This is a genomic window from Streptomyces sp. NPDC002176 (genome assembly GCF_044903645.1).
GTDB lineage: Bacteria > Actinomycetota > Actinomycetes > Streptomycetales > Streptomycetaceae > Streptomyces.
This window is the reverse complement of record NZ_JBJDQW010000007.1, coordinates 268,582-291,318: the sequence shown is the minus strand read 5'-3', so window position 1 is coordinate 291,318 and position 22,737 is coordinate 268,582. Positions and strand designations below refer to the sequence as shown.

General features: G+C 71.9%; 22 protein-coding genes, 7 tRNA genes and 1 pseudogene. 12 read left to right on the top strand and 18 right to left on the bottom strand.

Annotated elements, in window-relative coordinates; translation table 11 throughout:
• Nucleotides 1-15: 15 nt before the first annotated feature.
• The 4 genes and pseudogenes from ACI2LY_RS29385 to pgsA form a co-directional block, all read right to left on the bottom strand.
• On the bottom strand, nt 16-558 hold the full coding sequence (locus ACI2LY_RS29385; RefSeq protein WP_030810699.1) for a membrane protein: 543 nt from the start codon (nt 556-558) through the stop codon (nt 16-18).
• Nucleotides 555-1,763, bottom strand: a complete 1,209-nt coding sequence (locus ACI2LY_RS29380; protein WP_404709761.1) for a glycosyltransferase family 4 protein — start codon at nt 1,761-1,763, stop codon at nt 555-557. The genes ACI2LY_RS29385 and ACI2LY_RS29380 overlap by 4 nt, the downstream gene beginning before the upstream one ends.
• Nucleotides 1,760-2,668, bottom strand: a complete 909-nt coding sequence (locus ACI2LY_RS29375; protein ID WP_404709760.1) for a phosphatidylinositol mannoside acyltransferase — start codon at nt 2,666-2,668, stop codon at nt 1,760-1,762. Before ACI2LY_RS29375 ends, ACI2LY_RS29380 begins: the two co-directional genes overlap by 4 nt.
• A pseudogene (pgsA, locus tag ACI2LY_RS29370) lies at nt 2,665-3,388 on the bottom strand (phosphatidylinositol phosphate synthase). The gene ACI2LY_RS29375 and the pseudogene pgsA overlap by 4 nt, the downstream one beginning before the upstream one ends.
• A gap of 213 nt (nt 3,389-3,601) precedes the next feature.
• On the opposite strand from pgsA, the gene ACI2LY_RS29365 reads away from it, so the two are divergent.
• Nucleotides 3,602-5,800 (top strand): elongation factor G-like protein EF-G2, encoded by a 2,199-nt coding sequence (locus ACI2LY_RS29365; protein WP_404709759.1) that lies wholly within the window; start codon nt 3,602-3,604, stop codon nt 5,798-5,800.
• A gap of 197 nt (nt 5,801-5,997) precedes the next feature.
• Nucleotides 5,998-7,641, top strand: coding sequence for a hypothetical protein (locus tag ACI2LY_RS29360; RefSeq protein ID WP_404709758.1), 1,644 nt, complete (start codon nt 5,998-6,000; stop codon nt 7,639-7,641).
• A 6-nt stretch (nt 7,642-7,647) separates the two neighbouring features.
• Here the strand turns inward: ACI2LY_RS29360 and ACI2LY_RS29355 are convergent, their stop codons facing one another.
• Nucleotides 7,648-8,208, bottom strand: a complete 561-nt coding sequence (locus tag ACI2LY_RS29355) for an HIT family protein (RefSeq protein ID WP_404709757.1) — start codon at nt 8,206-8,208, stop codon at nt 7,648-7,650.
• Nucleotides 8,209-8,275: 67 nt separating this feature from the next.
• Between ACI2LY_RS29355 and ACI2LY_RS29350 the strand changes: the two genes are divergently transcribed.
• The gene (locus ACI2LY_RS29350) at nt 8,276-8,935 is read left to right on the top strand and encodes a potassium channel family protein (protein ID WP_404709756.1); all 660 of its coding nucleotides are present in this window, start codon (nt 8,276-8,278) and stop codon (nt 8,933-8,935) included.
• Between the two features lie 31 nt (nt 8,936-8,966).
• Here ACI2LY_RS29350 and thrS read toward each other — a convergent pair whose 3' ends face one another.
• From thrS to ACI2LY_RS29335, 3 genes are all read right to left on the bottom strand, one after another.
• A complete protein-coding gene (gene thrS, locus ACI2LY_RS29345) occupies nt 8,967-10,943 on the bottom strand; it encodes a threonine--tRNA ligase (RefSeq protein ID WP_404709755.1) in 1,977 nt (658 codons plus the stop codon).
• Between the two features lie 94 nt (nt 10,944-11,037).
• Nucleotides 11,038-12,273, bottom strand: coding sequence for a hypothetical protein (locus tag ACI2LY_RS29340; protein ID WP_404709754.1), 1,236 nt, complete (start codon nt 12,271-12,273; stop codon nt 11,038-11,040).
• Nucleotides 12,270-12,836: a DUF4365 domain-containing protein gene (locus tag ACI2LY_RS29335; RefSeq protein WP_404709753.1), complete on the bottom strand. Its 567-nt coding sequence runs from the start codon at nt 12,834-12,836 to the stop codon at nt 12,270-12,272. The genes ACI2LY_RS29340 and ACI2LY_RS29335 overlap by 4 nt, the downstream gene beginning before the upstream one ends.
• A gap of 168 nt (nt 12,837-13,004) precedes the next feature.
• On the opposite strand from ACI2LY_RS29335, the gene ACI2LY_RS29330 reads away from it, so the two are divergent.
• On the top strand, nt 13,005-13,730 hold the full coding sequence (locus ACI2LY_RS29330; RefSeq protein ID WP_389004667.1) for a 3'-5' exonuclease: 726 nt from the start codon (nt 13,005-13,007) through the stop codon (nt 13,728-13,730).
• A gap of 72 nt (nt 13,731-13,802) precedes the next feature.
• On the opposite strand, the gene ACI2LY_RS29325 is transcribed toward ACI2LY_RS29330, so the two are convergent.
• The 3 genes from ACI2LY_RS29325 to ACI2LY_RS29315 all read right to left on the bottom strand — a co-directional run bounded on the left by ACI2LY_RS29325 (nt 13,803) and on the right by ACI2LY_RS29315 (nt 14,740).
• Nucleotides 13,803-13,874 (bottom strand) — tRNA-Val (locus ACI2LY_RS29325).
• A 280-nt stretch (nt 13,875-14,154) separates the two neighbouring features.
• Nucleotides 14,155-14,226 (bottom strand) — tRNA-Val (locus tag ACI2LY_RS29320).
• A gap of 61 nt (nt 14,227-14,287) precedes the next feature.
• On the bottom strand, nt 14,288-14,740 hold the full coding sequence (locus tag ACI2LY_RS29315; protein WP_404709752.1) for a TIGR02611 family protein: 453 nt from the start codon (nt 14,738-14,740) through the stop codon (nt 14,288-14,290).
• Between the two features lie 190 nt (nt 14,741-14,930).
• On the opposite strand from ACI2LY_RS29315, the gene ACI2LY_RS29310 reads away from it, so the two are divergent.
• Both ACI2LY_RS29310 and ACI2LY_RS29305 read left to right on the top strand, forming a co-directional pair.
• The gene (locus tag ACI2LY_RS29310; RefSeq protein WP_010351314.1) at nt 14,931-15,344 is read left to right on the top strand and encodes an SsgA family sporulation/cell division regulator; all 414 of its coding nucleotides are present in this window, start codon (nt 14,931-14,933) and stop codon (nt 15,342-15,344) included.
• Between the two features lie 297 nt (nt 15,345-15,641).
• Nucleotides 15,642-16,202, top strand: a complete 561-nt coding sequence (locus ACI2LY_RS29305) for a CGNR zinc finger domain-containing protein (RefSeq protein WP_404709751.1) — start codon at nt 15,642-15,644, stop codon at nt 16,200-16,202.
• Between the two features lie 74 nt (nt 16,203-16,276).
• Here ACI2LY_RS29305 and ACI2LY_RS29300 read toward each other — a convergent pair whose 3' ends face one another.
• Nucleotides 16,277-16,429: a hypothetical protein gene (locus ACI2LY_RS29300; RefSeq protein ID WP_165425682.1), complete on the bottom strand. Its 153-nt coding sequence runs from the start codon at nt 16,427-16,429 to the stop codon at nt 16,277-16,279.
• A 189-nt stretch (nt 16,430-16,618) separates the two neighbouring features.
• A complete protein-coding gene (locus ACI2LY_RS29295; protein WP_404709750.1) occupies nt 16,619-17,065 on the bottom strand; it encodes a hypothetical protein in 447 nt (148 codons plus the stop codon).
• Between the two features lie 257 nt (nt 17,066-17,322).
• Between ACI2LY_RS29295 and ACI2LY_RS29290 the strand changes: the two genes are divergently transcribed.
• Complete coding sequence (locus ACI2LY_RS29290; RefSeq protein ID WP_389004671.1) at nt 17,323-17,847, top strand: DsbA family protein; 525 nt, start codon at nt 17,323-17,325, stop codon at nt 17,845-17,847.
• A 4-nt stretch (nt 17,848-17,851) separates the two neighbouring features.
• On the opposite strand, the gene ACI2LY_RS29285 is transcribed toward ACI2LY_RS29290, so the two are convergent.
• From ACI2LY_RS29285 to ACI2LY_RS29275, 3 genes are read right to left on the bottom strand one after another with little or no spacing between them, the layout of a single operon-like run.
• The gene (locus ACI2LY_RS29285) at nt 17,852-18,676 is read right to left on the bottom strand and encodes a GNAT family N-acetyltransferase (RefSeq protein ID WP_404709749.1); all 825 of its coding nucleotides are present in this window, start codon (nt 18,674-18,676) and stop codon (nt 17,852-17,854) included.
• Nucleotides 18,677-18,731: 55 nt separating this feature from the next.
• Complete coding sequence (locus ACI2LY_RS29280) at nt 18,732-19,553, bottom strand: aminotransferase class IV (protein ID WP_404709748.1); 822 nt, start codon at nt 19,551-19,553, stop codon at nt 18,732-18,734.
• Nucleotides 19,550-20,575 (bottom strand): chorismate-binding protein, encoded by a 1,026-nt coding sequence (locus ACI2LY_RS29275; protein ID WP_404709865.1) that lies wholly within the window; start codon nt 20,573-20,575, stop codon nt 19,550-19,552. The genes ACI2LY_RS29280 and ACI2LY_RS29275 overlap by 4 nt, the downstream gene beginning before the upstream one ends.
• A 217-nt stretch (nt 20,576-20,792) precedes the next feature.
• Here ACI2LY_RS29275 and ACI2LY_RS29270 point away from each other — a divergent pair.
• The 5 genes from ACI2LY_RS29270 (at nt 20,793) to ACI2LY_RS29250 (ending at nt 21,273) form a co-directional block, all read left to right on the top strand.
• Nucleotides 20,793-20,865: transfer RNA gene (locus ACI2LY_RS29270), tRNA-Gly, on the top strand.
• Nucleotides 20,866-20,903: 38 nt separating this feature from the next.
• Nucleotides 20,904-20,977: transfer RNA gene (locus tag ACI2LY_RS29265), tRNA-Cys, on the top strand.
• Nucleotide 20,978: 1 nt separating this feature from the next.
• Nucleotides 20,979-21,050 (top strand) — tRNA-Val (locus tag ACI2LY_RS29260).
• A gap of 26 nt (nt 21,051-21,076) precedes the next feature.
• Nucleotides 21,077-21,148, top strand: a tRNA-Val gene (locus ACI2LY_RS29255).
• A 53-nt stretch (nt 21,149-21,201) separates the two neighbouring features.
• Nucleotides 21,202-21,273: transfer RNA gene (locus ACI2LY_RS29250), tRNA-Val, on the top strand.
• 64 nt (nt 21,274-21,337) lie between these two features.
• Here the strand turns inward: ACI2LY_RS29250 and ACI2LY_RS29245 are convergent.
• Both ACI2LY_RS29245 and ACI2LY_RS29240 read right to left on the bottom strand, forming a co-directional pair.
• A complete protein-coding gene (locus tag ACI2LY_RS29245; RefSeq protein ID WP_389004674.1) occupies nt 21,338-21,631 on the bottom strand; it encodes a zf-TFIIB domain-containing protein in 294 nt (97 codons plus the stop codon).
• Nucleotides 21,632-21,712: 81 nt separating this feature from the next.
• Entirely contained in the window at nt 21,713-22,654 is a 942-nt protein-coding gene (locus ACI2LY_RS29240; RefSeq protein WP_404709747.1) for a phosphotransferase family protein, read from the bottom strand.
• Nucleotides 22,655-22,737: the final 83 nt, after the last annotated feature.

Genomic DNA, 22,737 nt, shown 5'->3' with positions numbered 1-22,737 from the left:
CCCGCGGGAGCCCGCTCAGGCGACCCGTTCGACCAGCGCGGCGGGCGGTTCGTCGTCCATCTCGAAGGCCAGCGGGAACGGCGCGTGCCCGGCGAGGCGGAACCAGCGGACCTTGCGGTGCTCGCGCAGCCTGCGGGCCGCGCCGACGGCGTCGTTGTGGAAGCGGCGGGCCATCGGCACCCGGCGCACCGCCTCGGCCAGCTCGTGCGCCGCGTCCTCGCCGCCGGGCGCGGCCCGTACGCCCTCCACCTGCCGGGCGTCCTCGAACACGGCGCGCAGCGCCTGGCTCAGCTCGCTCTCCGCGACCTCGCGCTGCTCCTCCTCGGCCTGCCGGGCGGCGTGCGCGGCCTCGTACAGCACGATCGAGGCGGCCGGGTCCAGGACGCCGGAGGTGGCGAGTTCCTGCGCGACGGACGCCCGGCGCAGCAACTGGGCGTCCAGGGCGGCGCGGGCGGCGTCCATGCGGACGTGCAGCCGGTCCAGCCGTCCGGCGGTCCAGCTCAGGTAGACGCCGATCGCCAGCAGCGCGACGAGAATCCAGATGAGGGTGGGGATCACGCGCGAAGGTTATCGCTGGAGGGCGGGGCACTCGCCTCCGCGTCCCGCTCGCGGGCCAGGCCGAACCTCGACCACAGGCCCGGCCGCTCGTCGGTGGCGACCGCGGCGGTGCCGGTGGTGACCGTCTCGTACACCGAGAGGATGTCCGCGCCGACCGTGGACCAGTCGAAGCGCCGCACATGGGCGCTGCCGCGCTCGCGCAGCTCCGCCCGCCGATCGGGGTCCGCGAGCAGGGCCACGGCCTTCTCGGCGAGCGCGTCGGCGTCCTCGTTGGCGAAGACCTCGCCCGCCTGCCCCTGGTCCAGGACCTGCACGAAGGCGTCCAGGTCGGAGGCGAGCACGGGGGCGCCCGCCGACATGGCCTCGACCAGGATGATGCCGAAGCTCTCGCCGCCGGTGTTGGGCGCCACGTACAGGTCGACGCTGCGCAGGAAGCGGGCCTTGTCCTCGTCGCTGACCATGCCGAGGAACTCCACGTGGGAGCGCAGCTCCTCGGGCAGCTCCTCGACGGCCGCCTCCTCGTCACCCCGGCCCGCGATCAGCAGCCGGGTCTCCGGGTGGGCGGCGACGATCTTCGGCAGGGCCCGCATCAGCACCGGCAGGCCCTTGCGGGGCTCGTCGATGCGCCCTATGAAGCCGATGGTGCCGCCCTGCCACTCCGCCTTGGGCTCGGCACCGGCGAAGAAGTCCACGTCGACCCCGTTGGGGATCACCACCGCGTCCCCGCCCAGGTGCTCGACCAGGGTGCGGCGGGCGTACTCGCTGACCGCGATCCGGGCGCTGATCTTCTCCAGCGCGGCCTGCAGGATCGAGTAGGCGGCGATCATCGCGCGGGAGCGCGGGTTGGAGGTGTGGAAGGTGGCCACGATGGGCCCCTGCGCCGCCCAGCAGGTGAGCAGGCCGAGCGAGGGCGAGGTCGGCTCGTGGATGTGCACCACGTCGAACGCGCCGTCGTGCAGCCACCGCCGCACCCGCGCCGCCGACAGGAACCCGAAGTTCAGCCGGGCCACCGACCCGTTGTACGGCACCGGCACCGCGCGGCCCGCCGAGACCACGTAGGGCGGCAGCGGGGTGTCGTCGTCGGCCGGGGCGAGCACGGAGACCTCGTGGCCGAGGCGGATGAAGTACTCGGCGAGGTCCCGGATGTGGAACTGGACGCCACCGGGCACGTCCCAGGAGTACGGGCAGACGATCCCGATTCTCACGCGGGTCCCTTCGCCGGATCGAGGTCGGCGAGCCACAGCCGCTGGAGCATGTGCCAGTCCTCCGGGTGCTCGGCGATCCCGGTGGCGAAGGCGTCGGCCAGCGCCTGGGTCATCACGGCCGTCTTCTCGGTCCGCGTACCCGTCCCGGGCACCTCCACCGGGGGATGCACCCGGCCCTGCATCACCGGTGACTCGTCGTACCAGAGGGTGACCGGGAGCAGCTGGGCGCCGGTCTGCTGGGCGAGGAGGGCCGGGCCCGCGGGCATCCGGGCGCGCTCGCCGAAGAAGTCGACCTCGACGCCGCTGGCCGACAGGTCCCGGTCCGCGACCAGGCAGACGAGGCCGCCGTCCCGCAGCCGCCGGGCCAGGGTGCCGAACGCGGAACCCCCGCTGTGCGCCAGCACCTCCATGCCCAGGCCCTCGCGGTAGGCGACGAACCGGTCGTACAGCGTCTCGGGCTTCAGGCGCTCGGCGACGGTGGTGAAGGGGATGCCGAGGCTGGTGGTGACCCAGGCGCCGGCCAGGTCCCAGTTGGCCAGGTGGGGCAGGGCCAGTATCACGCCCTTGCCCTTGGCCAGGCCGTCCGTCAGGTAGTGGGCGCCCTTGGGGTCGAAGCCGGTGCGCACCCGCTCCGCGCTCCAGGCGGGCAGCCGGAACGACTCCATCCAGTAGCGCAGGTAGGAGCGCATGCCCGCGCGGGACAGCTCGGCGAGCCGCTCCGGGGTGGCGTCCGGCACCACGCGCGCGTAGTTGGCCTCCAGTCGCTCGACGCCCTTGCCGCGCCGCTTCCACGCGAGGTCGGCGACGGTCCGGCCCAGCCGGGCGGCGGCCGGTTCGGGGAGCTTCTTGACGGTGCTCCAGCCGAGCCCGTACAGGCCGTCGGTGAGACGTTCGGCGGCGCTCACTGGGCCGCCTCGCTCCCGGCGCCGAGCCGGGCCGCCTCTTCCGCCTCGGCGGACTCCCGGCGCACGGTCACGACCCGCTGCACCAGCGTGACGAGACTGCCGACCGCGACGATCCATAGGGCGACGGGCAGCAGGTACTGGATGCCCGGCACACCGAACTTGTGCAGGCCCGCGAAACCGGCCGCGACCAGCGAGATCACCAGCCGCTCGGCCCGCTCCACCAGCCCGTTGACCGCCACCGGCAGCCCGATCGACTCGCCGCGCGCCTTGGTGTACGACACCACCTGGCCACTGGCCAGACAGAAGATGGAGACCGCGCACAGCACGTTGTCGTTCCCGCCGCCCGCGTACCAGAGGGCGAAGCCGCCGAAGATCGCGCTGTCCGCGACCCGGTCCAGGGTCGAGTCCAGGAACGCGCCCCAGCGGCTGGAGCGGCCCAGCTGCCGGGCCATGTTCCCGTCGACCAGGTCGGAGAAGACGAACAGCGTGATCACGATCGTGCCCCAGAAGAACTCTCCCCGGGGGTAGAAGACCAGCGCACCCGCGACCACACCGGCGGTGCCGATGAGCGTGACAGCGTCGGGGCTCACCCCCCGCCGGATGAGAAACGCGGCGAACGGCGTGAGGACACGCGTGAAGAATGCACGCGCGTACTTGTTCAGCATGGCCTTCCCGACGGTCGGTGTCGCCGTGGCCCGTGGTGGCCGTCGGCTGGCCCATCGTAGCCACGCGCGCCCGCGCACGGGGGCGCGCACCCTCGGCGACGGCACGATCCGTGACCTCCGACGGCCCGCCGGGGTCCGTCGTATGGACGCGGCATGACGGGAGTGGAAAGCTCGAAGGACCGCGGGCGCCGCCGGAGCCGCCGCAACCGTGCGGGCCGCCGCCGCGCTCGCGTCCCCGATGACCTCACCGTGCACGGGAGGCAGGATCATGGGCGACAAGACTCACACCCACCCCGGAGCCGCCGGCAGGGCAATGACGGCCGACCACCCCGCGTCCGTACGGAACGTGGTGCTGGTCGGCCCCTCCGGATCGGGCAAGACCACCCTGGTCGAGGCCCTCGCGCTGACCGCGGGGGCGGTGAACCGGGCGGGCCGCGTCGAGGACGGCGGCACGGTCTCCGACCACGACGACATCGAGCACCGCCAGCACCGCTCCGTACAGCTCTCGCTGGTCCCCGTCGAATGGGACGGCATCAAGATCAACCTCCTCGACACCCCCGGATACGCCGACTTCGTCGGTGAGCTGAGGGCCGGTCTGCGCGCGGCGGACGCGGCCCTCTTCGTCGTCTCCGCCTCCGACGGCGTCGACGGCGCGACCCGGATGGTCTGGGAGGAGTGCCAGGCCGTCGGCATGCCCCGCGCCCTCGTGGTCACCCACCTGGAATCGGCGCGCGCCGACTTCGAGGAGATGACCCGGGCCTGCGCCGAGGCGTTCGGCGCCGACGACCCCGACGCCGTACTCCCCCTCTACCTCCCGCTGCGCGGCCCCGCCGGACCCGACGGCCACGCCCCGGTGACCGGCCTGGTCGGCCTGCTCTCGCAGAAGCTCTTCGACTACTCCCCCGGCGAACGCAAGGAGTCCGAACCCGGCGAGGACCAGCTCCCCGGCCTGGAGGAGGCCCGCGACCGGCTGATCGAGGGGATCATCGCCGAGAGCGAGGACGAGACCCTCATGGACCGCTACCTCGGCGGCGAACAGGTCGACGTCAAAACCCTGATCGAGGACCTCGAACGCGCCGTCGCCCGCGGCACCTTCCACCCCGTCCTCGCCGCGGCGCCCGCCGCCGAGGGCACCCGCCAGGGCCTCGGCACCGTGGAACTCCTGGAACTGATCACCCGAGGGTTCCCCACCCCCTTCGAACACCCCATGCCCGACGTCACCGAGCTGGACGGCACCCCCCGCCCACTGACCCCCTGCGACCCCGAGGGCCCCCTCGTCGCCGAGGTCGTCAAGACCTCCTCCGATCCCTACGTCGGCCGGATCTCCCTGGTCCGCGTCTTCTCCGGCACCCTGCGCCCCGACGACACCGTCCACGTCTCCGGACACGGCCTCGCCGACCGGGGCCACGAGGACCACGACGTCGACGAGAAGACCGGCGCCCTCTCCATGGCCTTCGGCAAACAGCAGCGCCCCGTCGAACAGGCGGTCGCGGGCGACCTGGTCTGCGTCGCCAAACTCGGCCGCGCCGAGACCGGCGACACCCTCTCCGCCAAGGACGACCCCCTCCTCATGGAGCCCTGGCGGATGCCCGACCCGCTGCTCCCCCTCGCCATCCAGGCCCACAGCAAGCCCGACGAGGACAAACTCTCCCTCGGCCTGTCCCGGCTCGTCGCCGAGGACCCGACCATGCGGCTCGAACAGAACCAGGACACCCACCAGGTCGTCCTGTGGTGCCTCGGCGAGGCCCACGCCGACGTCGCCCTGGAACGCCTCCGCAGCCGCTACGGCGTCCAGGTCGACGTCGTCCCGCACAAGGTGCCGCTGCGCGAGACCTTCGCGGGCAAGGCCGCCGGACGCGGGCGGCACGTCAAACAGTCCGGCGGGCACGGCCAGTACGCCATCTGCGAGATCGAGGTCGAGCCGCTGCCCGGCGGCTCCGGCATCGAGTTCGTCGACAAGGTCGTGGGCGGCGCCGTACCCCGCCAGTTCATCCCCTCCGTCGAGAAGGGCGTCCGCGCCCAGGCCGCCAAGGGCATCGCCGCCGGGCACCCCCTGGTCGACGTCCGCGTCACCCTGCTCGACGGCAAATCCCACTCGGTGGACTCCTCCGACGCCGCCTTCCAGACCGCGGGCGCCCTCGCCCTGCGCGAGGCCGCCGCCGAGACCCGCATCCACCTGCTGGAACCCGTCGCCGAGGTCAGCGTCCTGATCCCCGACGACTACGTCGGCGCCGTCATGAGCGACCTCTCCAGCAGACGCGGCCGCGTCCTCGGCACCGAACAGACCGGCGCCGGACGCACCCTGATCCGCGCCGAGGTACCCGAGTTCGAGATCGGGCGCTACGCCATCGACCTGCGCTCCCTCTCCCACGGCACGGCCACCTTCAGCCGGGCCTACGCCCGCCACGAACCGATGCCGCCCCAAGTCGCCGAGAAACTGCGGGAACAGGACGGGGACACCCCGTAACTCCCGGCGTCGGCGGGCGGCTTCGGCCGTCCGCCGACGCACGGGGGACGGCTGCCGATACCCTGGCCAACGGGTCCCGGCCCGGCCGAATCGGCGCCGTGGCCACGGGACATCGCGACGATGTCCGGTTCGACAGGTGTGCGCGGCGGGGAAGCCGGGAAGGCCGCAGGAGCGACACGGCGGCGATGGGGGCGGGAATGTCGGTTGGGACGGAGTGGGACGGGCCTCAGGTGCCCGTCTCCGGCGACGAAGGCCAGGCGGCGACCCTCGCGCTGGCCTCGGCGGCCTACCGGGACAACATGATCGCGGAGATCAAGAAGGCCGACAACGAGTGGCACGAGTCCACCGTCAAGCCCGGCCGCATCCCGCTGTTCCGCCCCAACCTGGGCGAAGCCTTCTCCCGCGCCGTCGCCGACCGCATGCTCGCACCGGGCCGCAAGCCCCTGATCCAGTCCTTCGGCGCCGACCCCCAGGTCGTCGTCGAACACTGCCTGGCCGCCAACAACATCCGCCGCGAACGCGACAACAAACTGACCCTGGTCATGGTCGTCTGCGGCCTGATCTTCCTGCCCGGCCTGATCGCCTGGCTCCTCGTCTTCCTGCTCCGCTCCTTCCTCGCCAAGCGCGAGGGCCGGGCCGGGGCCCTGGGCACCGCGCTGCTCGCCGGAGTCGGCGTCCTCGCCGTGCTGTTCCTGCTCAAGCTGCCTTTCGGCGGCATCCTGGGCTGGTACATCCGCGCCGCCGTCGTCGTCCCCGTCCTCGGCTGGTTCTGGGCCCGCCGCGTCTGCGAGCGCACCGCCGCCGACCTGCGCGAACGCTGGGCGGGCCTGCTCTCCGGCAGCAGCGTCGGCGCCAAGGTCCCCGAAGCCGTGCCCCGCAGCCCCGGCGAGACCGCCGCCGAACAGCTCCGCCAGTCCCTGGCCCGCCTCGGCGCCGAACAGCGCTCCAACTCCGTCTTCTACGCGGGCCCCAAGGGAATCCTCGGCATGGGCACCCGCTGGGGCTCCTGGCAGCTCGCCGAGGACCTCGTCTCCGCCGACCCCCCGCGCGAGATCCACCCCTTCCGCAGCTGGGACGTCATACGCGCCATCCACGACCAGCTCAGCCTGCTGGAGCGCGGCCCCCTCAACACCGGCGGCTTCCCCCGCCCCTCGGTGCGGCACTGGATCGTCACCCCGATCGGCGAGAAGGCCGACGCGGTGTCCCGGCCCGACGGCACCGACGTCGAGGCGTTCCAGGTCAAGCAGCACGCCATACAGGAGATCTGCAACAAACAGCAGTTCGGCAGCGGCGACCGGCACTACCTGGGCGTCCAGTGGACCCTGTGGGACGGCCAGCTCGTCCTCACCATGATGATCACGGTGACCGTCCTCCACGAGACCCTGCGCATCGAGGTCACCGGCCACGCCCTCGGCCCGGTCAACCCGCTCTTCCACGCCAAGCCGGCCGCCCCCACCAAGGAGGTCGCCAAGACCCTCAAGCCGTGGGAGAACCGCACCGTCAAGCTCCCCCTGGTCCCCACCGACGAGGTCGTACGGCTCGCCGTCCGCGCCCCGCTGACCTGGTTCCCGCCCACCCTGAACTGGCTCGGCGGCTCCATCGGCCTCCCCGAACCCTTCGGCCTGCGGCACGCCTGGGCCGACCAGCCCTGGCGCCACCGCTTCATGGCCGACGACGCCCTGCGCGCCGCCACCCCGGTCCTCCGAGTGGTGCACGCCGCCGCCATCAAGGTCCTGAAGGAGAACGGCGTGGACACCGAGAAGTTCGGCAACCGCTCGGCGTTCCTCAGCGGCCTGGTCCAGGACCCGGCACCCAGGAAGGCCGACCTGTACGACGCGTGAGGGCCGTCAGCTCTCCGGCCAGGCTTCCGCGAGCATCTTGCGGGTGTCGCCCAGCAGTTGCGGCAGCACCTTGGTCTGGCCGACCACCGGCATGAAGTTCGTGTCGCCACCCCAGCGCGGCACGATGTGCTGATGCAGATGGGCCGCGATGCCCGCACCGGCCACCGAGCCCTGGTTCATCCCGATGTTGAAGCCGTGCGCACCGGACGCCGTACGCAGCGCCGTCATCGCCTGCTTGGTCAGCTCCGCCAGCTCGGCGGTCTCCGGCACCGTCAGATCCGTGTAGTCGGCCACATGCCGATAGGGCACCGTCATCAGATGCCCACCGTTGTACGGGTAGAGATTGAGCACCGCGTACACATGCTCACCCCGGCGCACGATCAGCCCGTCCTCGTCCGACTTGGCCGGGATGGAGCAGAACGGGCAGCCGTCGTCCGCCCCGGGACCGCTCGGCTTGTTCTCACCCTGGATGTAGGCCATCCGGTGGGGCGTCCACAGGCGCTGGAACGCGTCCTGCGTCCCCACTCCGATCTGCTGCTCCGGCTCACTCGTCATGCAAGGCAGCATATGGCTTCGCCCGTTCGCGGCGTGTCGCCGGGGCGACGGGAAGGGTGCCTGCGGCCAAGCTGGGCCGGTGGACCACGACAGAACCCAGACGCGCTGGGAGCGCCGCATGGAGATGCCGCTCACCCTGGCGTCCCTGACGTTCCTCGGTTCGTACGCGGCGCTGGTGCTCGCGCCGCGCCCCGGCACGGTGTGGGACGACCTGTGGATCGCCCTGCTGCTGGCCTGCTGGGCGCTGTTCGCCCTGGACTACGCGATGCGCTGGAGAATGAGCGGCGAGGGCCCGCGCTTCGTCCGCACCCACTGGCTCGACACGCTCGTCCTGCTGCTGCCCCTGCTGCGCCCGCTGCGGGTCGTACGGGTCTACGAGTCCATGGAGCACCGGCGCGGCCTGCCCCGGCTCCCGCTGTACGCACGGGTGATCGCCTACTCGGGGATCACCGCCGTGCTCATGGGCTTCACCGGCGCCCTCGCGGTCTACCAGCAGGAGCGGGACGCGCCCGCGTCGAACATGCGGACCTTCGGCGACGCCGTGTGGTGGGCCTGCTCCACGCTGTCCACCGTCGGCTACGGCGATGTCGTCCCGGTCACCGCGGGCGGCCGGATCATCGCCGCGGCGATGATGGCGGGCGGCCTGGCCCTGCTGGGCGCGGTGACGGGCTCGTTCTCGTCGTGGCTGCTGCAGGTGTTCTCACGGGAGGAGGACGACGAACCCCCGAGGCGGCCGTGACGCCTCGGGGGTTCGGGGGGATCTGCCCGGGTCAGACCTGGACCCGCTCCGCCACGACCTTCTCGATCTTGGCGATCGCGTCCTCGAACGGGATGCCGTTCTCCTGCGAGCCGTCGCGGTACCGGAAGGACACGGTGTCCGCGTTCATGTCCTCGTCACCGACGATGATCATGAACGGCACCTTCTGGCGCTGGGCGTTCCTGATCTTCTTCTGCATCCGGTCGGAGGACGAGTCTACCTCGACCCGCAGACCCTTCCGCTTGGCCTCGGCGGCGAACTTCTCCAGGTACTCGACGTGCGCGTCCCCGATCGGGATGCCCACCGCCTGCACCGGAGCCAGCCACGCCGGGAAGGCACCCGCGTAGTGCTCCAGCAGCACGGCGAAGAACCGCTCGATGCTTCCGAACAGGGCACGGTGGATCATCACCGGGCGCTGCTTGGAGCCGTCGGGGCCGGTGTACTCCAGGTCGAACCGCTCGGGCAGGTTGAAGTCGAGCTGGATGGTCGACATCTGCCAGGTCCGGCCGATCGCGTCCTTGGCCTGGACGGAGATCTTCGGACCGTAGAACGCGGCGCCACCGGGGTCGGGCACGAGCGGCAGACCCTGCTTCTCGGCGACCTGGCGCAGCGTCTCGGTGGCCTCTTCCCAGGCGTCGTCCGAGCCGACGAACTTGGTCTCGTCCTTGGTGGACAGCTCCAGGTAGAAGTCGGTCAGGCCGTAGTCGCGCAGCAGGCCGAGGACGAAAGTGAGCGTCTTGTCGAGCTCCTCCGCCATCTGCTCACGGGTGCAGTAGATGTGCGCGTCGTCCTGGGTGAAGCCGCGGGCCCGGGTGAGGCCGTGCACGACGCCCGACTTCTCGTACCGGTACACGGTCCCGAACTCGAACAACCTCAACGGCAGCTCACGGTACGAGCGGCCGCGCGCGTCGAAGATCAGGTTGTGCATCGGGCAGTTCATGGGCTTGAGGTAGTAGTCCACGCCCTCGTCGAGCTGCATGGGCGGGTACATGCCGTCGGCGTACCAGTCCAGGTGACCCGAGGTCTCGAAGAGCTTCCCCTTGGTCGCGTGCGGGGTGTAGACGAACTCGTAGCCCTCCTCCTCGTGGCGGCGCCGCGAGTAGTCCTCCATGACCCGGCGGATGATGCCGCCCTTGGGGTGGAAGACGGCGAGGCCGGAGCCGATCTGCTCCGGGATGGAGAACAGGTCCAGCTCGTTGCCGAGCTTGCGGTGGTCGCGCTTCTCGGCCTCGGCGAGGAACTCCAGGTGCGCCTTCAGCTCGTCCTTGGACGGCCAGGCGGTGCCGTAGATGCGCTGGAGCTGCTTGTTCTTCTCGCTGCCGCGCCAGTACGCCGAGGCGTTGCGCATCAGCTTGAACGCCGGGATGTTGCGGGTGGAGGGCAGGTGGGGACCGCGGCAGAGGTCCTTCCAGCACAGCTCGCCGGTCTTGGCGTCCAGGTTGTCGTAGATGGTCAGCTCGCCGGCGCCCACCTCGACGTCCGCGCCGTCATCGGAGGAGGCCGAGCCCTTGAGGCCGATCAGCTCCAGCTTGTACGGCTCGTCGGCCAGCTCGGCGCGGGCGTCCTCGTCGGAGACCACGCGGCGGGAGAACTTCTGGCCCCGCTTCTGGATCTCCTGCATCTTCTTCTCGATGGCCTTGAGGTCATCGGGGTGGAAGGGCTTCTCCACGTCGAAGTCGTAGTAGAAGCCGTCCTTGACCGGCGGGCCGATGCCCAGCTTGGCCTCGGGGAACAGCTCCTGCACGGCCTGGGCCATGACGTGCGCGGTGGAGTGGCGCAGGATGTCGAGGCCGTCCTCGGAGGAGATCTCGACGCCCTCGACCTCGTCGCCGTCGGACAGCGCGTAGGTGAGGTCCCGCAGCTCGCCCGCCACGCGCGCGGCGATGATGGAGCGTTCGCCCGCGAAGAGGTCGGCGGCGGTAGTGCCCGTCGTCACCACGCGCTCTTCCCGCTCGGAATCGCGTTGGATGATCACACGGACGTCTGACACCGGTCTCTCCTGACTGAAGGCTCAAGTGCGGCGCCGTACGAGGAGCGCGCGCACAAGGGATCGTACCGACCCGCCCCCGCCGACCGCGAAACGGTTACTTTCCGTCGCCGTCCGCGTACGCCTCTCCGCATGCCTCCTCGAAGAAGTCGAGGTTCTCCTGGAGGGACTTCATCAGCCGGTCGCGCTCGGTCTCGTCGACCCGTACGGGGACGACGCCGGTGGCGCCGGTGAGCCTGCGGAAGCCGCCCCGGCGCTCCAGGCGGCCGCGCACCCGTACGGGGAGGCCGACGAGGTGGGCGTGGCCCGCTATCCGGTAGTCCTCCTCGCCGAGGGTGAGCCGCAGATGCGGGACCTCGGCCCCGGCGAGGACCCGCAGCCGTACGGTGCCCGCGCCGCGCGGGCCGGAGCGGCGCAGCCGGACGACGACGCCGGTGACGACGACCTGTTCCGAGGGTTCGGCGCGCAGGTAGCGGGCGCCCGCGGCGCGCAGGGCGGGGAGGTCGCCGGGTGAGAACTCGACGGGTCCGGCCGAGGCGGCGCAGCCTTCGGGGACTCCCGCGGCGGGTGCCCAGGCGATGGCGACGCGGGCGCCCTCGGTGCCGCGGACGAGCGTGGTGAGCGCTTCGGTGAGTTCGCGGCTGACGCCCGCCCGCACCGCGCCGTCGAAGGCGTCCATGCTGCCGGTGGCCCGCTGGTAGTCGATGGCCTCGCGGGTGGCGTGCAGGGCGTGGTGGAGGCGGACGGTGAGGGGGCGGCCGGTGGGGGTGGGGGCGAAGGCGGTGAGGGTGCGCCCTTCGGTGGCGGGGCCGAGGAGGACGTCGGTGAGGAGGGCGGTGGCGGGGCCGCGGTGCCGGGCGCCGTGGTAGCCGGTGCGGGCGCGGGTGGCGAGGGCGGCGGCGAGGAGGGTCTGGCGGGCGGCGGTGCGCAGGCGTTCGTCGACGGTCCAGGGGGTGGCGCCGTCGACGGGTCCGGCGGGGGTGTCGCGGTGCCAGCGGATCTCGTCGCTGGGGACGGCGAGGGCGATGAGGATCTCGCGGGCGGAGGGGGCGGCGGCGCGGTGGAGGGCCTGGAGGGCCTCGCCGAGGAGGTCGTCGGCGTCGGGGAAGGCGCGGCTCTCGGGGACGAGGAGGCTGGTGGGGCCGTCGGCGGGGGCGGGCGGGGTCCAGCGGCCGTAGCGGCCGGGGACTCCGCCGCGGCGCTGCCAGCCGTGGCGGCGCAGCAGGGTGGTGAGGTCGGCGGGGTCGACCCGGGCGGGGTCGGGGGGCCGGTGCCAGGCGGAGTCGTCGGGGTGGGGGCGGAGCATGCGCAGGGGTTCGTCGGGGCTTGTCATGGCCTGCCTCCGGTGCCGACGCGCGTCATGATCTCGCAGAGGGCGCGGTCGTCGAAGATGCGCGCGGTGGGGATGCGGACGGTGGTGCGGGTGCGTCCGGTGACGGGGTGTCCGGCGAGGTTGACCCAGTAGCAGCAGTGTCTGAGGTCGAGCCGGTCGTGTCCGGCGCGCAGCCAGTCGTCCTGGGAGCGCGGGACGATCATGACGACGAGGATCTTGTGCACCGAGACGGGGGTGCGGGCGAGTTTGCGCAGGTGGTCGTTGTCGAGGGTGAAGGAGAAGTGGGGGCCCGGGGGCCGGGGGGCGAGCTGGTAGGTGCATTTGAGCTGCACCTTGATGGTGACCTCGTCGTCCACGGTGTGGCCGGGGGCGCTGTGGCTGACGTGCCAGTCGATGCCGTTGTCGGGGAACGGCTGGGACAGCGAGCAGCCTGCCGCGGCGGCGACCGCGTGCAGATAGCCGACCTGCAGGGTCTCCATGCAGGCGGTGGTGGCGAGGGTGCCGCGAAGGTGGCCCGTACCGGCGGGCAGCAGCCCGCCCCGCTCGGGCTGCGCCATGGCCATGAACAACAGCCTTCCGAACCAGGGGTTTCCCCACTGCGGGCCGCTGAACTGCAAAGACCCGTACTCCTGTTGTCTCCTCCCGGCGTACGGCGCAAACGGGCCGGGTATCACCAAACGGGCAGAAGACGGAACGTCAGCCGCCATGTGCGGGCGAGGAGTTGGGTTGGGATGACGTGCTGGTACGAAGGGGCGCTGGCCGCCTTCGACACGGAGACGACAGGTGTGGACGTCGAGACCGACCGGATCGTGTCGGCCGCCATAGTCGTCCAGGACGCGCCGGGGACGCGGCCGCGGGTGAGCCGCTGGCTGGTCAATCCGGGGGTGCCGGTGCCCGAGGGAGCGACGGCGGTGCACGGGCTGACGGAGGAACACCTCCAGCACAACGGCCGCTGGCCCGCGCCGGTGGTGTACGAGATAGCCCAGCAGCTGGCGGAGCACACGGCGATGGGGCGGCCGTTGGTGGTGATGAACGCGCCCTTCGATCTGACGCTGCTGGACCGGGAGTTGCGTCGGCACCGGGCTTCGTCGCTGGACCGCTGGTTCGAGTCGGCGCCGCTGAGGGTGCTGGACCCGAGGGTGATGGACAAGCAGTTGGACCGTTACCGCAAGGGCCGTCGCACGCTGGGTGATCTGTGCGAGCAGTACGGGGTGGCGCTGCGGGAGGCGCATGACGCGGCGGCGGACGCGCTGGCGGCGCTGGATGTCGTACGGGCGGTGGGGCGCCGGTTCGCGGCGCGGTTGGAGCGGCTGTCCCCGGCGGAGCTGCACGCGTTGCAGGTGGGCTGGCACGCGGCGCAGGCGCGGGGGCTGCAGGCGTGGTTCGCGCGCAGTGGGTCGCCGGAGCTGGTGAGTACGGAGTGGCCGCTGCGGCAGGAGTTGTCGGCGGCGGCGTAGCCGGGGCGGTGTGCAGGGGCTCCGGACAGCGGAAGAGCCGGCCCGCTGTGTGCGGACCGGCTCTCGTGCCGGTGGGCGATACTGGGTTCGAACCAGTGACCTCTTCGGTGTGAACGAAGCGCTCTCCCACTGAGCTAATCGCCCGGCAACGCACTGAACCATACAGGTCCGGGCGGGACGAGTCCAAACCGTGGCCGTCCGGCCGGGGGCCCCGAGTGCCGTGCGGGCGGTGGGGGATGGAAGTGACCGGGAATCAGAAGGGCTTGCGCAATGGGGACTTGATGGCGCCGGGAATTCACATGTTGTCGCACTTGCGGGAAATCCGGACGCTTTCCGTCGGAATATCGTCCGCATTTCCCAGCCGCTTTTGCATGCACACGCCGAAGGCCCGCCTGCTGTTCGCAGACGGGCCTTCGGACCAGGGTGGGCGATACTGGGTTCGAACCAGTGACCTCTTCGGTGTGAACGAAGCGCTCTCCCACTGAGCTAATCGCCCTGGGCGCAGGAAGAACATTACCCCATGTCAGAGGGTGCCTGTGACCACCCGCGGCCCCGGCTCACTGGTCCTTGATCTTCCAGGGCATCACGACGCCGAACTTCCAGAGGTAGATCCCGACGAGCACGCCGATGATCACCAGGCCGATCGCGGTCAGGGTGATGTTGCGGCGCCGCACCTTGGGGTCCAGCGCCTTCTGCGCGGCCTCGGTGACCTTGCGCTTGGTCCAGCGCAGCACGAGTTGGGCCCAGACGAACTCGGTCGCCCAGATCGCCATGCCGCCGAAGATCACCACCCAGCCGGGTCCGGGCAGCGGAAGCATGACGATGCCCGCACCGACCACGGCGAGGCCGATCACGAAGACGCCGACCTGCCAGCTCAGGTGCAGGGCCCTGCGTTGCTTGACGAACTCCGGCGCCCGCGAGCCCAGACCGTCGTCGGCCGACCCCCCACCAGTCTCCGTCTCCTCCGGCACCACGGCGACCTCACCCGGCTCGTCACTCCCCGTATTCATACGGTCAAACCCTACCGGAGCGAATGAGTCACTGGAATGGTGGCAGATCTCGTATCACTTCTCGGCCGTAAGAGGTACCTAAAGCCACGCAAAACCCTCGAAGGGGTTTACAACGGCACCGTAGGTGGCATGTCGATTTCGCCGACGTGCGAATCCCCGAGCGCACACTGAGCGAAAGGCCCTGGCGCTTATGAACACCACGGTCAGCTGCGAGCTGCACCTGCGCCTCGTTGTGTCGAGCGAGTCCTCCCTGCCTGTCCCCGCAGGCCTGCGGTACGACACGGCCGACCCCTACGCCGTGCACGCCACCTTCCACACCGGAGCCGAGGAGACCGTCGAGTGGGTGTTCGCCCGCGACCTCCTCGCCGAGGGGCTGCACCGCCCCACGGGCACCGGCGACGTCCGCGTCTGGCCATCGCGCAGCCATGGTCAGGGCGTCGTCTGCATCGCCCTCAGCTCTCCGGAGGGCGAAGCTCTGCTGGAGGCCCCCGCACGGGCCCTGGAGTCCTTCCTGAAGCGAACCGACGCCGCCGTGCCGCCCGGCACGGAACACCGGCACTTCGATCTCGACCAGGAGCTGTCGCACATCCTGGCGGAGAACTAGGCAACGACACCCCACCGAGCCGCCCGGCGCCGTCCACTCGGGGAGACGGCGCGGGCCGAGACAACCGCATAGGGCACCTGGCGGCGCCGCCTCCGTGAGCGATCACGGAGGCGGCGCCGCCGCGCGTGCGTGCCCCTGAGGGGCCCTCGCGGGGGCCCGGGGAACGCGAGCGGCCGGGCGGGCGTTGCACGGGCAGGGGTCGCCGCGAGGCGGCGGCCGGTGGGGCGGGCGCGGTTGTCGCTACCATCTGCCCCCATCGGCGGGCGCCCGCCCGACCCTCAGGCCAGGGAGCGAAACGTGCTGATCACCCACGACACCCGGTGCGCGCTCGACACCGTGGTGGATCTGGTGAACACCGCGCCGGAGGACGACACGGCGACGGACGGGCTGCCGGACGTGGCGGCGCTGGCGGATTTCACGCAGGGCCACGCCGTCAGCGACATCGGCACGCTGTCCGAGTCCGACCTCTCGGCCGTGCGGGAGGTCCGCGGCCGGTTCGCCGGGATCTTCGCCGCGCCGGACGCCCGTGCGGCGGCCGAGAGCATCAATGAGCTGGTCGCGGCCGCGGGCACCACCCCGCGCCTGACCAACCACGACGGCTACGACTGGCATGTGCACTACTTCGCCCCCGGCGCCTCGCTGGCCGACCATCTCGCGGCGGACTGCGGGATGGCGCTGGCCTTCTTCGTGGTGGCCGGGGAGCAGGAGCGGCTGCGGCGCTGTGAGGCGCCGGACTGTCGGCGCGCCTTCGTGGACCTCTCCCGCAATCGCTCGCGCCGTTACTGCGACAGCCGGACCTGCGGGAACCGGCTGCATGTGGCCGCCTACCGGGCGCGCCGCAAGGAGGCGGCGGGCTGAGCCTGGGGCTCACCGGGTGCGGGGCGGGTTCGACGCCGGTCCCGGCGGGTGACGCCGGGACAGACGCGTACGGCTCACAGCAACAGCAGATCGTGCAGCGCAGCCATGAGGATCAGACACCCGATCACCGCCAGGAAGATCATCAGCGGTGGCTGGGAAAGGGCGAAGAGGCACCCGCGCGGCTCGTCCTTCTGCGGCGCGGCCTCGCTCTGTGTCGTGTCGACCATCTCGCGGTGATGATGACCCAGGTCAGGCCCTGCTCGCGATCAACACTCACGGAAAGTGCGGGACTGCGCCGAATTCGTACCGTAGCTTTCGCGTCGCTCCGCGCGGTGAACGGTTTCATGCGTGGCGTGACGGTATGTGGCGAGCAGTCCGTCATGTGCAGGTCATCGGCGCTGGCATATGCCAGTGGCTCATATCCCGTGCTTCTTGAGGATCGCCTCGATGTCGCTGAAGTCGTCCGAGGAGGACTTGGCGGGAGCGGAGGGTGCGGCGGCGGGCCCGGAACCTCGGTCCGCGTTCCGGCCCAGGGCGGGCGCCGAGGCGGCGGGGCTCACCGGGGTGGCCCTGCCGTCACCCGTAGCGGCCCGCTCGGCGCGGGTGCCCCGGCGGCGCTCCACGGCGCGGGTGAGGGCGAACAGCGCCCAGGACGCGCCGAGCACCCCGAAGCCCGCCCAGGCCAGCGGGCTGAAGGCGGTACCGGCAAGCCAGCCGACGGCGCCCGTCATCACCAGGCCGACCGGGATCAGTGAGTAGGCCGCGATGCGCACGGCGGTCAGGAAGCGCTTGCGGTAGGCGGTGACAGCGGCGATGCCCAGGCCCGCCGCGGACACGGCGGAGCAGACGGTCTCGGCGAGCATCCGGTCCTCCTGGCGGGGTCGGTCTGGCGGGGTCGGTCGGTTCTCCGGTCCGGTGCTCCGGGCCGGGGCGGCGAGGGCACCGACGGTGCGCTTCGTCCCTTCCATCCTGCACCGCCCGACCCCGGCGGGGCCATGGTCCGGCTCGGAGATCAGGGACTTCTCAGGGATGCCCCCGGCTTCCTCTCCGGGTCCCCACCAGGGGGGCCGCCCGCCGCCGGGATTGGGCCGGGCCGCGCCCGCCTGGAAGACTGGCCCGCATGAGCGACACCTCCCCCGCACACCCCGAGCCCGTCGTGCTCGACATCTGGTGCGAACTCCAGTGCACCGACTGCCGCGGCGCCCTGGACGACGTACGCGCCCTGCGTGCCCGCTACGGCGACCGGCTGGAGATCCGGCTGCGGCACTTCCCGCTGGAGAAGCACAAGCACTCCTTCGCCGCCGCCCAGGCCGCCGAGGAGGCGATGGAGCAGGGGCAGGGCTGGCCGTACATCGAGGCGGTGCTGGCGCGGGCCGAGGAGCTGGACCGGCGCGGCGAGGCCGTGCTGGTCGACGTGGCCCGCGAACTCGGCCTGGACGCCGAGGAGTTCGACGTCGCCCTGATCGACGGGCGGCACATCCTGATCGTCGACGCCGACCAGGCCGAGGGCAAGGCGATCGGCGTCACCGGCACCCCGACCTATGTGATCGGCGGCGAGCGCCTGGACGGCGGCAAGAGCCAGGAAGGGTTGCGCGAGCGGATCGAGGGCATCGCCGACCGCCTGCTGGCCGACGCGGGGGCCTGAGCCGCTACAGCAGCGGTTTGCTCAGCGTGCGGTACGTCGTCTCGTAGCCGAGCGACTCGTACAGCCGCTCGGCCGGGGTGTTGCCCGCGAAGACGTTGAGGCCGAGGGTGTGGCCGCCCTCGGCGATCGTGCGGGCCTCCGCGAGGAGCATGAGGGCGCGGCCGTGCCCCCGGCCGCGCCGGGTCTCGTCGGTCTGCACGTCGTAGATCCAGCGCTCGCCCTCGCGGTGGCCGAGCCAGACGTGGCCGACCGGGGTTCCCTCGTGCTCCAGGACGCCGAACCAGACGCCTTCGGTGGCGAGGCCGTCCGGGAGGACGGTGGCGTGGTCGCGCCGGGCCTTGGCGTGGGCGTCGGCCTCGGGGACGCCGCGCTCGATCCACTCCCCCGCGTACCGCACCCGTTCCGCCGTCTGCCAGGCCGTGAACTCCGCCTCGGTCATCGGGCGGCCGCTGCTGCCCGGGGGGAGCGTCGGGGGCTCCTCCCCGAGCCGCTTGCGCATGCCGCGGTTGCGCGGGACGTAGCCGAGGGCGTCGGTGAGCCGGGACGCGGCCTCGTCAGCGGCCGGGAGGGTCAGCTCGATCTGGCGGCAGCCCCAGCCGCGGGCCACCTCCTCGGCGGCGAGCATGGCCACCGTGCCCCGGCCGCGCCGCCGGTCGGGTTCGTCGATCCGCAGCTCGGTGACGCGGGCCACCGAGGGGCCGAGGAACGGCGAGGTGTCCAGGTGGACCGTGCCGACCGGACGGCTGTTCACGCACACCTGGAAGCGGCGTGAACGGGTGCCGTCCGCGTGCTGCTGAAGCGGCTCGGTCGGCCGCAGTGTCGTCGTCATCACGGGAGTTGTACCCGTTCGACGGCGCCGGTTCAGCCCAATTACCCGCGAGGTCTCACGGGTTCAGGTCGGCGCCCGACCGCTCCTCGAAGATCCGCATCGCCTTGGCGGTCACCGGGCCGGGCGCGCCCGGCAGTTCACGGCCGTCGACCCGGTGCACGGCCTGTACGTCGCGCAGCGAGGAGGTCAGGAAGATCTCGTCGGCGCGCTCCAGCACGTCCAGCGGCAGGTCGGTCTCCTTGGCGCCCGTCCACTGGACGGTCAGCGCGCGGGTGATGCCGGCCAGGCAGCCGGAGGGGACCGGCGGGGTGTGGATCTCGCCGTCGAGGACGACGAACACGTTGGACCCGGTGCCCTCGCAGAGCTGTCCCACGGAGTTGGCGAACAGCGCCTCGGACGCGCCCTGTTCGCGCGCGCGGGCCAGCGCGACGACGTTCTCGGCGTACGAGGTGGTCTTCAGGCCGGTGAGGGCGCCGCGTTCGTTGCGAATCCAGGGGACGGTCACGACCGCCGTGGAGTCGGGGCGGCGGGTGGTCTCGCTCACGGCGACGACCAGGGTCGGGCCGTGTGCGCCGCGCTCGGAGCCGAGGGGGGCCTGACCGCCGGTGTAGGTGACGCGCAGCCGCCCGAGCGGCATGGGGTTGGCCGCCAGTACGGCGGCGCAGGCGCGGGCGACCTCGTCGTGGTCGGGGTCGGGCAGGCCGAGGCCGCGGGCGGAGCGCGTCAGCCGGTCGAGGTGCCGGGTGAGCGCGAACGGCTTTCCGTCGACCGTCTTCAGCGTCTCGAAGACGCCGTCGCCCACGGTCAGCCCGTGGTCGAAGACGGAGACGCTCGCGGTCGTGGCGTCCCGCAGGGCGCCGTCCAGCCAGATGCTCATGTGCGGGCCTTTCCACTCTCCAGGTACTGCCCCGACGCTACCGCGAGCAGCCGGGACCTCTTCAGTTCGGTCTCGCGCCACTCCGCTTCCGCGTCGGAGCCCCAGGTGATCCCGGCGCCGGTGCCGAAGCGGAGGGCGCCTTCGGCGCGGTCGATCCAGAACGTACGGATGCCGACGGCCAGCTCGGCGGTGCCCCGGTCGGCGTCGACCCAGCCGATGCCGCCGCAGTAGGGGCCGCGGGGCGCGGACTCCAGGGCGGCGATGATCCCGAGGGCGCTGGCCTTGGGGGCGCCGGTGACCGAGCCGGGCGGGAAGGTGGCCGCGAGCAGCTCGGGCCAGCCGGTCCCGGCGCGCAGTTCGCCGCGCACGGTGGAGACGAGGTGGACGAGTCCGGGGTGCTTCTCGGTGACGCACAGCTCGGGGACGGTGACGCTGCCGGTGGCGCAGACGCGGCCGAGGTCGTTGCGGACCAGGTCCACGATCATCACGTTCTCGGCGTGGTCCTTCTCCAGCAGGTCGGCCTCGGTACGGCCGGTGCCCTTGATGGGGCCGGACTCCACGGTGCGCCCGGACCGGCGCAGGAACAGCTCCGGCGAGGCGGTGGCGATCTCCACCCCGTGCTCCGGCAGCCGTACGGTGCCCGCGTAGGGGGCGGGGTTGCCGCGGGCCAGCAGGGCGGTGAGGGCGTCGACGTCGGCGTCGGGGGCGACCGGTGCGCTCAGCACCCGGCAGAGGTTGGCCTGGTAGACCTCGCCGGCCGCGATGTGTTCCCGGATGCGGTGGACGGCGCGTACATAGGCGGCGCGGTCCAGGGAGGTGGTCCACTCCTCGGGGGCGGGGCCGCGCCAGGCGCCGGGCACCGGGGCGGGCACGGGCGCGTGCCGTACGTCGGCGAAGCGTGCGCAGGTCAGCTTTCCCTCGAAGTCCGCGACGACGGCCCAGAAGCCGGTGGAGTCGAGGGCGGCGGGGTCGCCGGTGACGTCGAGGAGGCCGGTGGCGACGCGGTCGCCGAAGCGGGCCAGAGGAGCCGGGAAGGGGGCGGCGGCCGGGAGGTGGAGCACGTGGCCGAGTCTAGGCCGGGCGCTCGAAAGCCGAGGCGGACGGAGGCTCGTAGTGGTCCTGACCATGGTGTCCGCCGGGTGCACCGCAGCACGCTGCGCAAACGCGTTTTTGTGCTGGCTCAGGAATCCGCTAGAGTTCAACACGTCGCCGGGACGCGCAAGCGGACCGAAACGACAGGCGGACGTAGCTCAGTTGGTAGAGCGCAACCTTGCCAAGGTTGAGGTCGCGAGTTCGAGCCTCGTCGTCCGCTCGCAGGAAACAGGGGTCTTCCCGATCCCCTACACTCCTGGTGGAGTGGCCGAGAGGCGAGGCAACGGCCTGCAAAGCCGTCTACACGGGTTCAAATCCCGTCTCCACCTCCAAGGACGATTAGCTCAGCGGGAGAGCGCTTCCCTGACACGGAAGAGGTCACTGGTTCAATCCCAGTATCGTCCACTGGATCTTCTCGAAGGTCCCATCCCGCGCGATTAGCTCAGCGGGAGAGCGCTTCCCTGACACGGAAGAGGTCACTGGTTCAATCCCAGTATCGCGCACGCAGTGCCCATGATCCGCTCCATGAAGTCACCTGGGGCGATCTTGGTCCCGAGGACGATTAGCTCAGCGGGAGAGCGCTTCCCTGACACGGAAGAGGTCACTGGTTCAATCCCAGTATCGTCCACACACCGAAGAAGCCCCCGGTCGCCTCGTGCGGTCGGGGGCTTCTTCGTGCGCTTCTCAGCTTCTCAGCTGGAGAACAGCATGTGACCGAAGCTCTTGTGGCGGTGGTGGCCGCCGTAGTGGCCGCCTCCGTGGTGGCCGCCGTGCTGCGGGGCGCCCCAGGCGGGCGCGGGGGCGGCCGGGTAGCCCTGCGGGGCGGGCGGCGGCGGGCCGGGCTGGGTCCACTGCGACTCCATGCGGGTCAGCGCCTCCAGCTCGCCGTAGTCGAGGAAGATGCCGCGGCAGCCGTTGCACTGCTCTATCTGGACGCCGTTGCGGTTGTAGGTGTGCATCGGCGCATGGCATTTCGGACACTGCATGGTTCGGCTCAACTCCTCGCCGTCGGGTACTGCTTGGTGTTTCCCCAGGACAGACTCCGTCCTGCCCCGGTCGGTTGCAGCCTATTTGAGGAAATCGCGGGTCAACCGGGCGGGGGTGGCCGTCATTCGGGCACAGGCGTCCACGACCGCCTGTTCCACCTCGTCCAGCGGCCGGTCCGCCGTGCGCGCCTTGGTGAGGGCGAGCGCGGCGGTCTGCACGGTGAGCGCGCGGGCCGGGACGTCCAGTACGGGCCAGGGGTCGCCGTGCGCCGGGACGGCGGGGCCGCCCGCCGCCTGGTAGGCGGTGAGGAAGCGGAGCCATTCGTCGGGCGGGAGGAGGCCGCAGGCGTACCAGGCGGCGGGGCGGGCGAGGTCCCAGGCGGGGGTGCCGAGGCCGAGGTCGTCCACGTCGATCAGGTGCCAGGGGCCGTCGGGGGCGGGGTGGCGGACGAGTTGGCCGAGGTGCAGGTCGCCGTGGCAGAGGAACGGGGTTCCGGGGGCGGGGACTTCGGCGCGGGCCCAGGGCGGGAGCGTGGCCCAGGCTTCCAGGACGGGCGTGGCCGCGGGGGCGGGGTGGTCCCGGAGGGTGCCGCGCAGCCTCGATATCGCCCGGGCCGCTTTGGCCGGGCCGCGCATCGGGGGCAGCCCCGGGGACGCCGGGGTGCGGTGGAGGCGGGCGAGGAGGGTGGCCGTGGCCTCCCAGGGGGCGGCGTCGGGGTCGTCGCGGTCGACCGGGGTGCCGTAGGGCCAGTGGGTGACCAGGCGGCCGTCCAGGCGGTCCGGGGCGGGGGTGAGCGGGGGCAGCAGGACGCCGGGGAGGCGGGCGGCCACGGTCAGACGGAGGGCCAGCTCGCGCGGGTCGGTGTCCGGGGCGTGGGCCTTGGCGACCGTCGCGCCGTGCCGGACGACGGTGGCGTCCGGGCGGTCGGCCAGCGGGCCGCAGACGCAGGCGCAGGGTCCGGCCACGGGATGTACGGCCGTCCTGAGGCGGGCGGTCAGGGCCGGGGCTGCTTCTGGGGTCACGGGAGGTGAGCGTACTGGGGGTGCGGAAAACGCAAAGCCGGCGCAGCTCCCCAGCTGCGCCGGCATTGCGTGCCGTCCGTCGC

Excerpts from the sequence above, each read along its gene's own strand:
- ACI2LY_RS29310 (WP_010351314.1), top strand. The coding sequence starts at position 14,931 with ATGAACACCACGGTCAGCTGCGAGCTGCACCTGCGCCTCGTTGTGTCG.
- ACI2LY_RS29330 (WP_389004667.1), top strand. The coding sequence starts at position 13,005 with ATGACGTGCTGGTACGAAGGGGCGCTGGCCGCCTTCGACACGGAGACG.
- ACI2LY_RS29335 (WP_404709753.1), bottom strand. The coding sequence starts at position 12,836 with ATGGCCATGGCGCAGCCCGAGCGGGGCGGGCTGCTGCCCGCCGGTACG.
- ACI2LY_RS29300 (WP_165425682.1), bottom strand. The coding sequence starts at position 16,429 with ATGGTCGACACGACACAGAGCGAGGCCGCGCCGCAGAAGGACGAGCCG.
- ACI2LY_RS29360 (WP_404709758.1), top strand. The coding sequence starts at position 5,998 with ATGTCGGTTGGGACGGAGTGGGACGGGCCTCAGGTGCCCGTCTCCGGC.
- ACI2LY_RS29285 (WP_404709749.1), bottom strand. The coding sequence starts at position 18,676 with ATGACGACGACACTGCGGCCGACCGAGCCGCTTCAGCAGCACGCGGAC.
- ACI2LY_RS29245 (WP_389004674.1), bottom strand. The coding sequence starts at position 21,631 with ATGCAGTGTCCGAAATGCCATGCGCCGATGCACACCTACAACCGCAAC.
- ACI2LY_RS29340 (WP_404709754.1), bottom strand. The coding sequence starts at position 12,273 with ATGACAAGCCCCGACGAACCCCTGCGCATGCTCCGCCCCCACCCCGAC.
- ACI2LY_RS29280 (WP_404709748.1), bottom strand. The coding sequence starts at position 19,553 with ATGAGCATCTGGCTGGACGGCGCCCTGCGGGACGCCACGACCGCGAGC.
- ACI2LY_RS29355 (WP_404709757.1), bottom strand. The coding sequence starts at position 8,208 with ATGCTGCCTTGCATGACGAGTGAGCCGGAGCAGCAGATCGGAGTGGGG.
- ACI2LY_RS29290 (WP_389004671.1), top strand. The coding sequence starts at position 17,323 with ATGAGCGACACCTCCCCCGCACACCCCGAGCCCGTCGTGCTCGACATC.
- ACI2LY_RS29295 (WP_404709750.1), bottom strand. The coding sequence starts at position 17,065 with ATGCTCGCCGAGACCGTCTGCTCCGCCGTGTCCGCGGCGGGCCTGGGC.
- ACI2LY_RS29315 (WP_404709752.1), bottom strand. The coding sequence starts at position 14,740 with ATGAATACGGGGAGTGACGAGCCGGGTGAGGTCGCCGTGGTGCCGGAG.
- ACI2LY_RS29365 (WP_404709759.1), top strand. The coding sequence starts at position 3,602 with ATGGGCGACAAGACTCACACCCACCCCGGAGCCGCCGGCAGGGCAATG.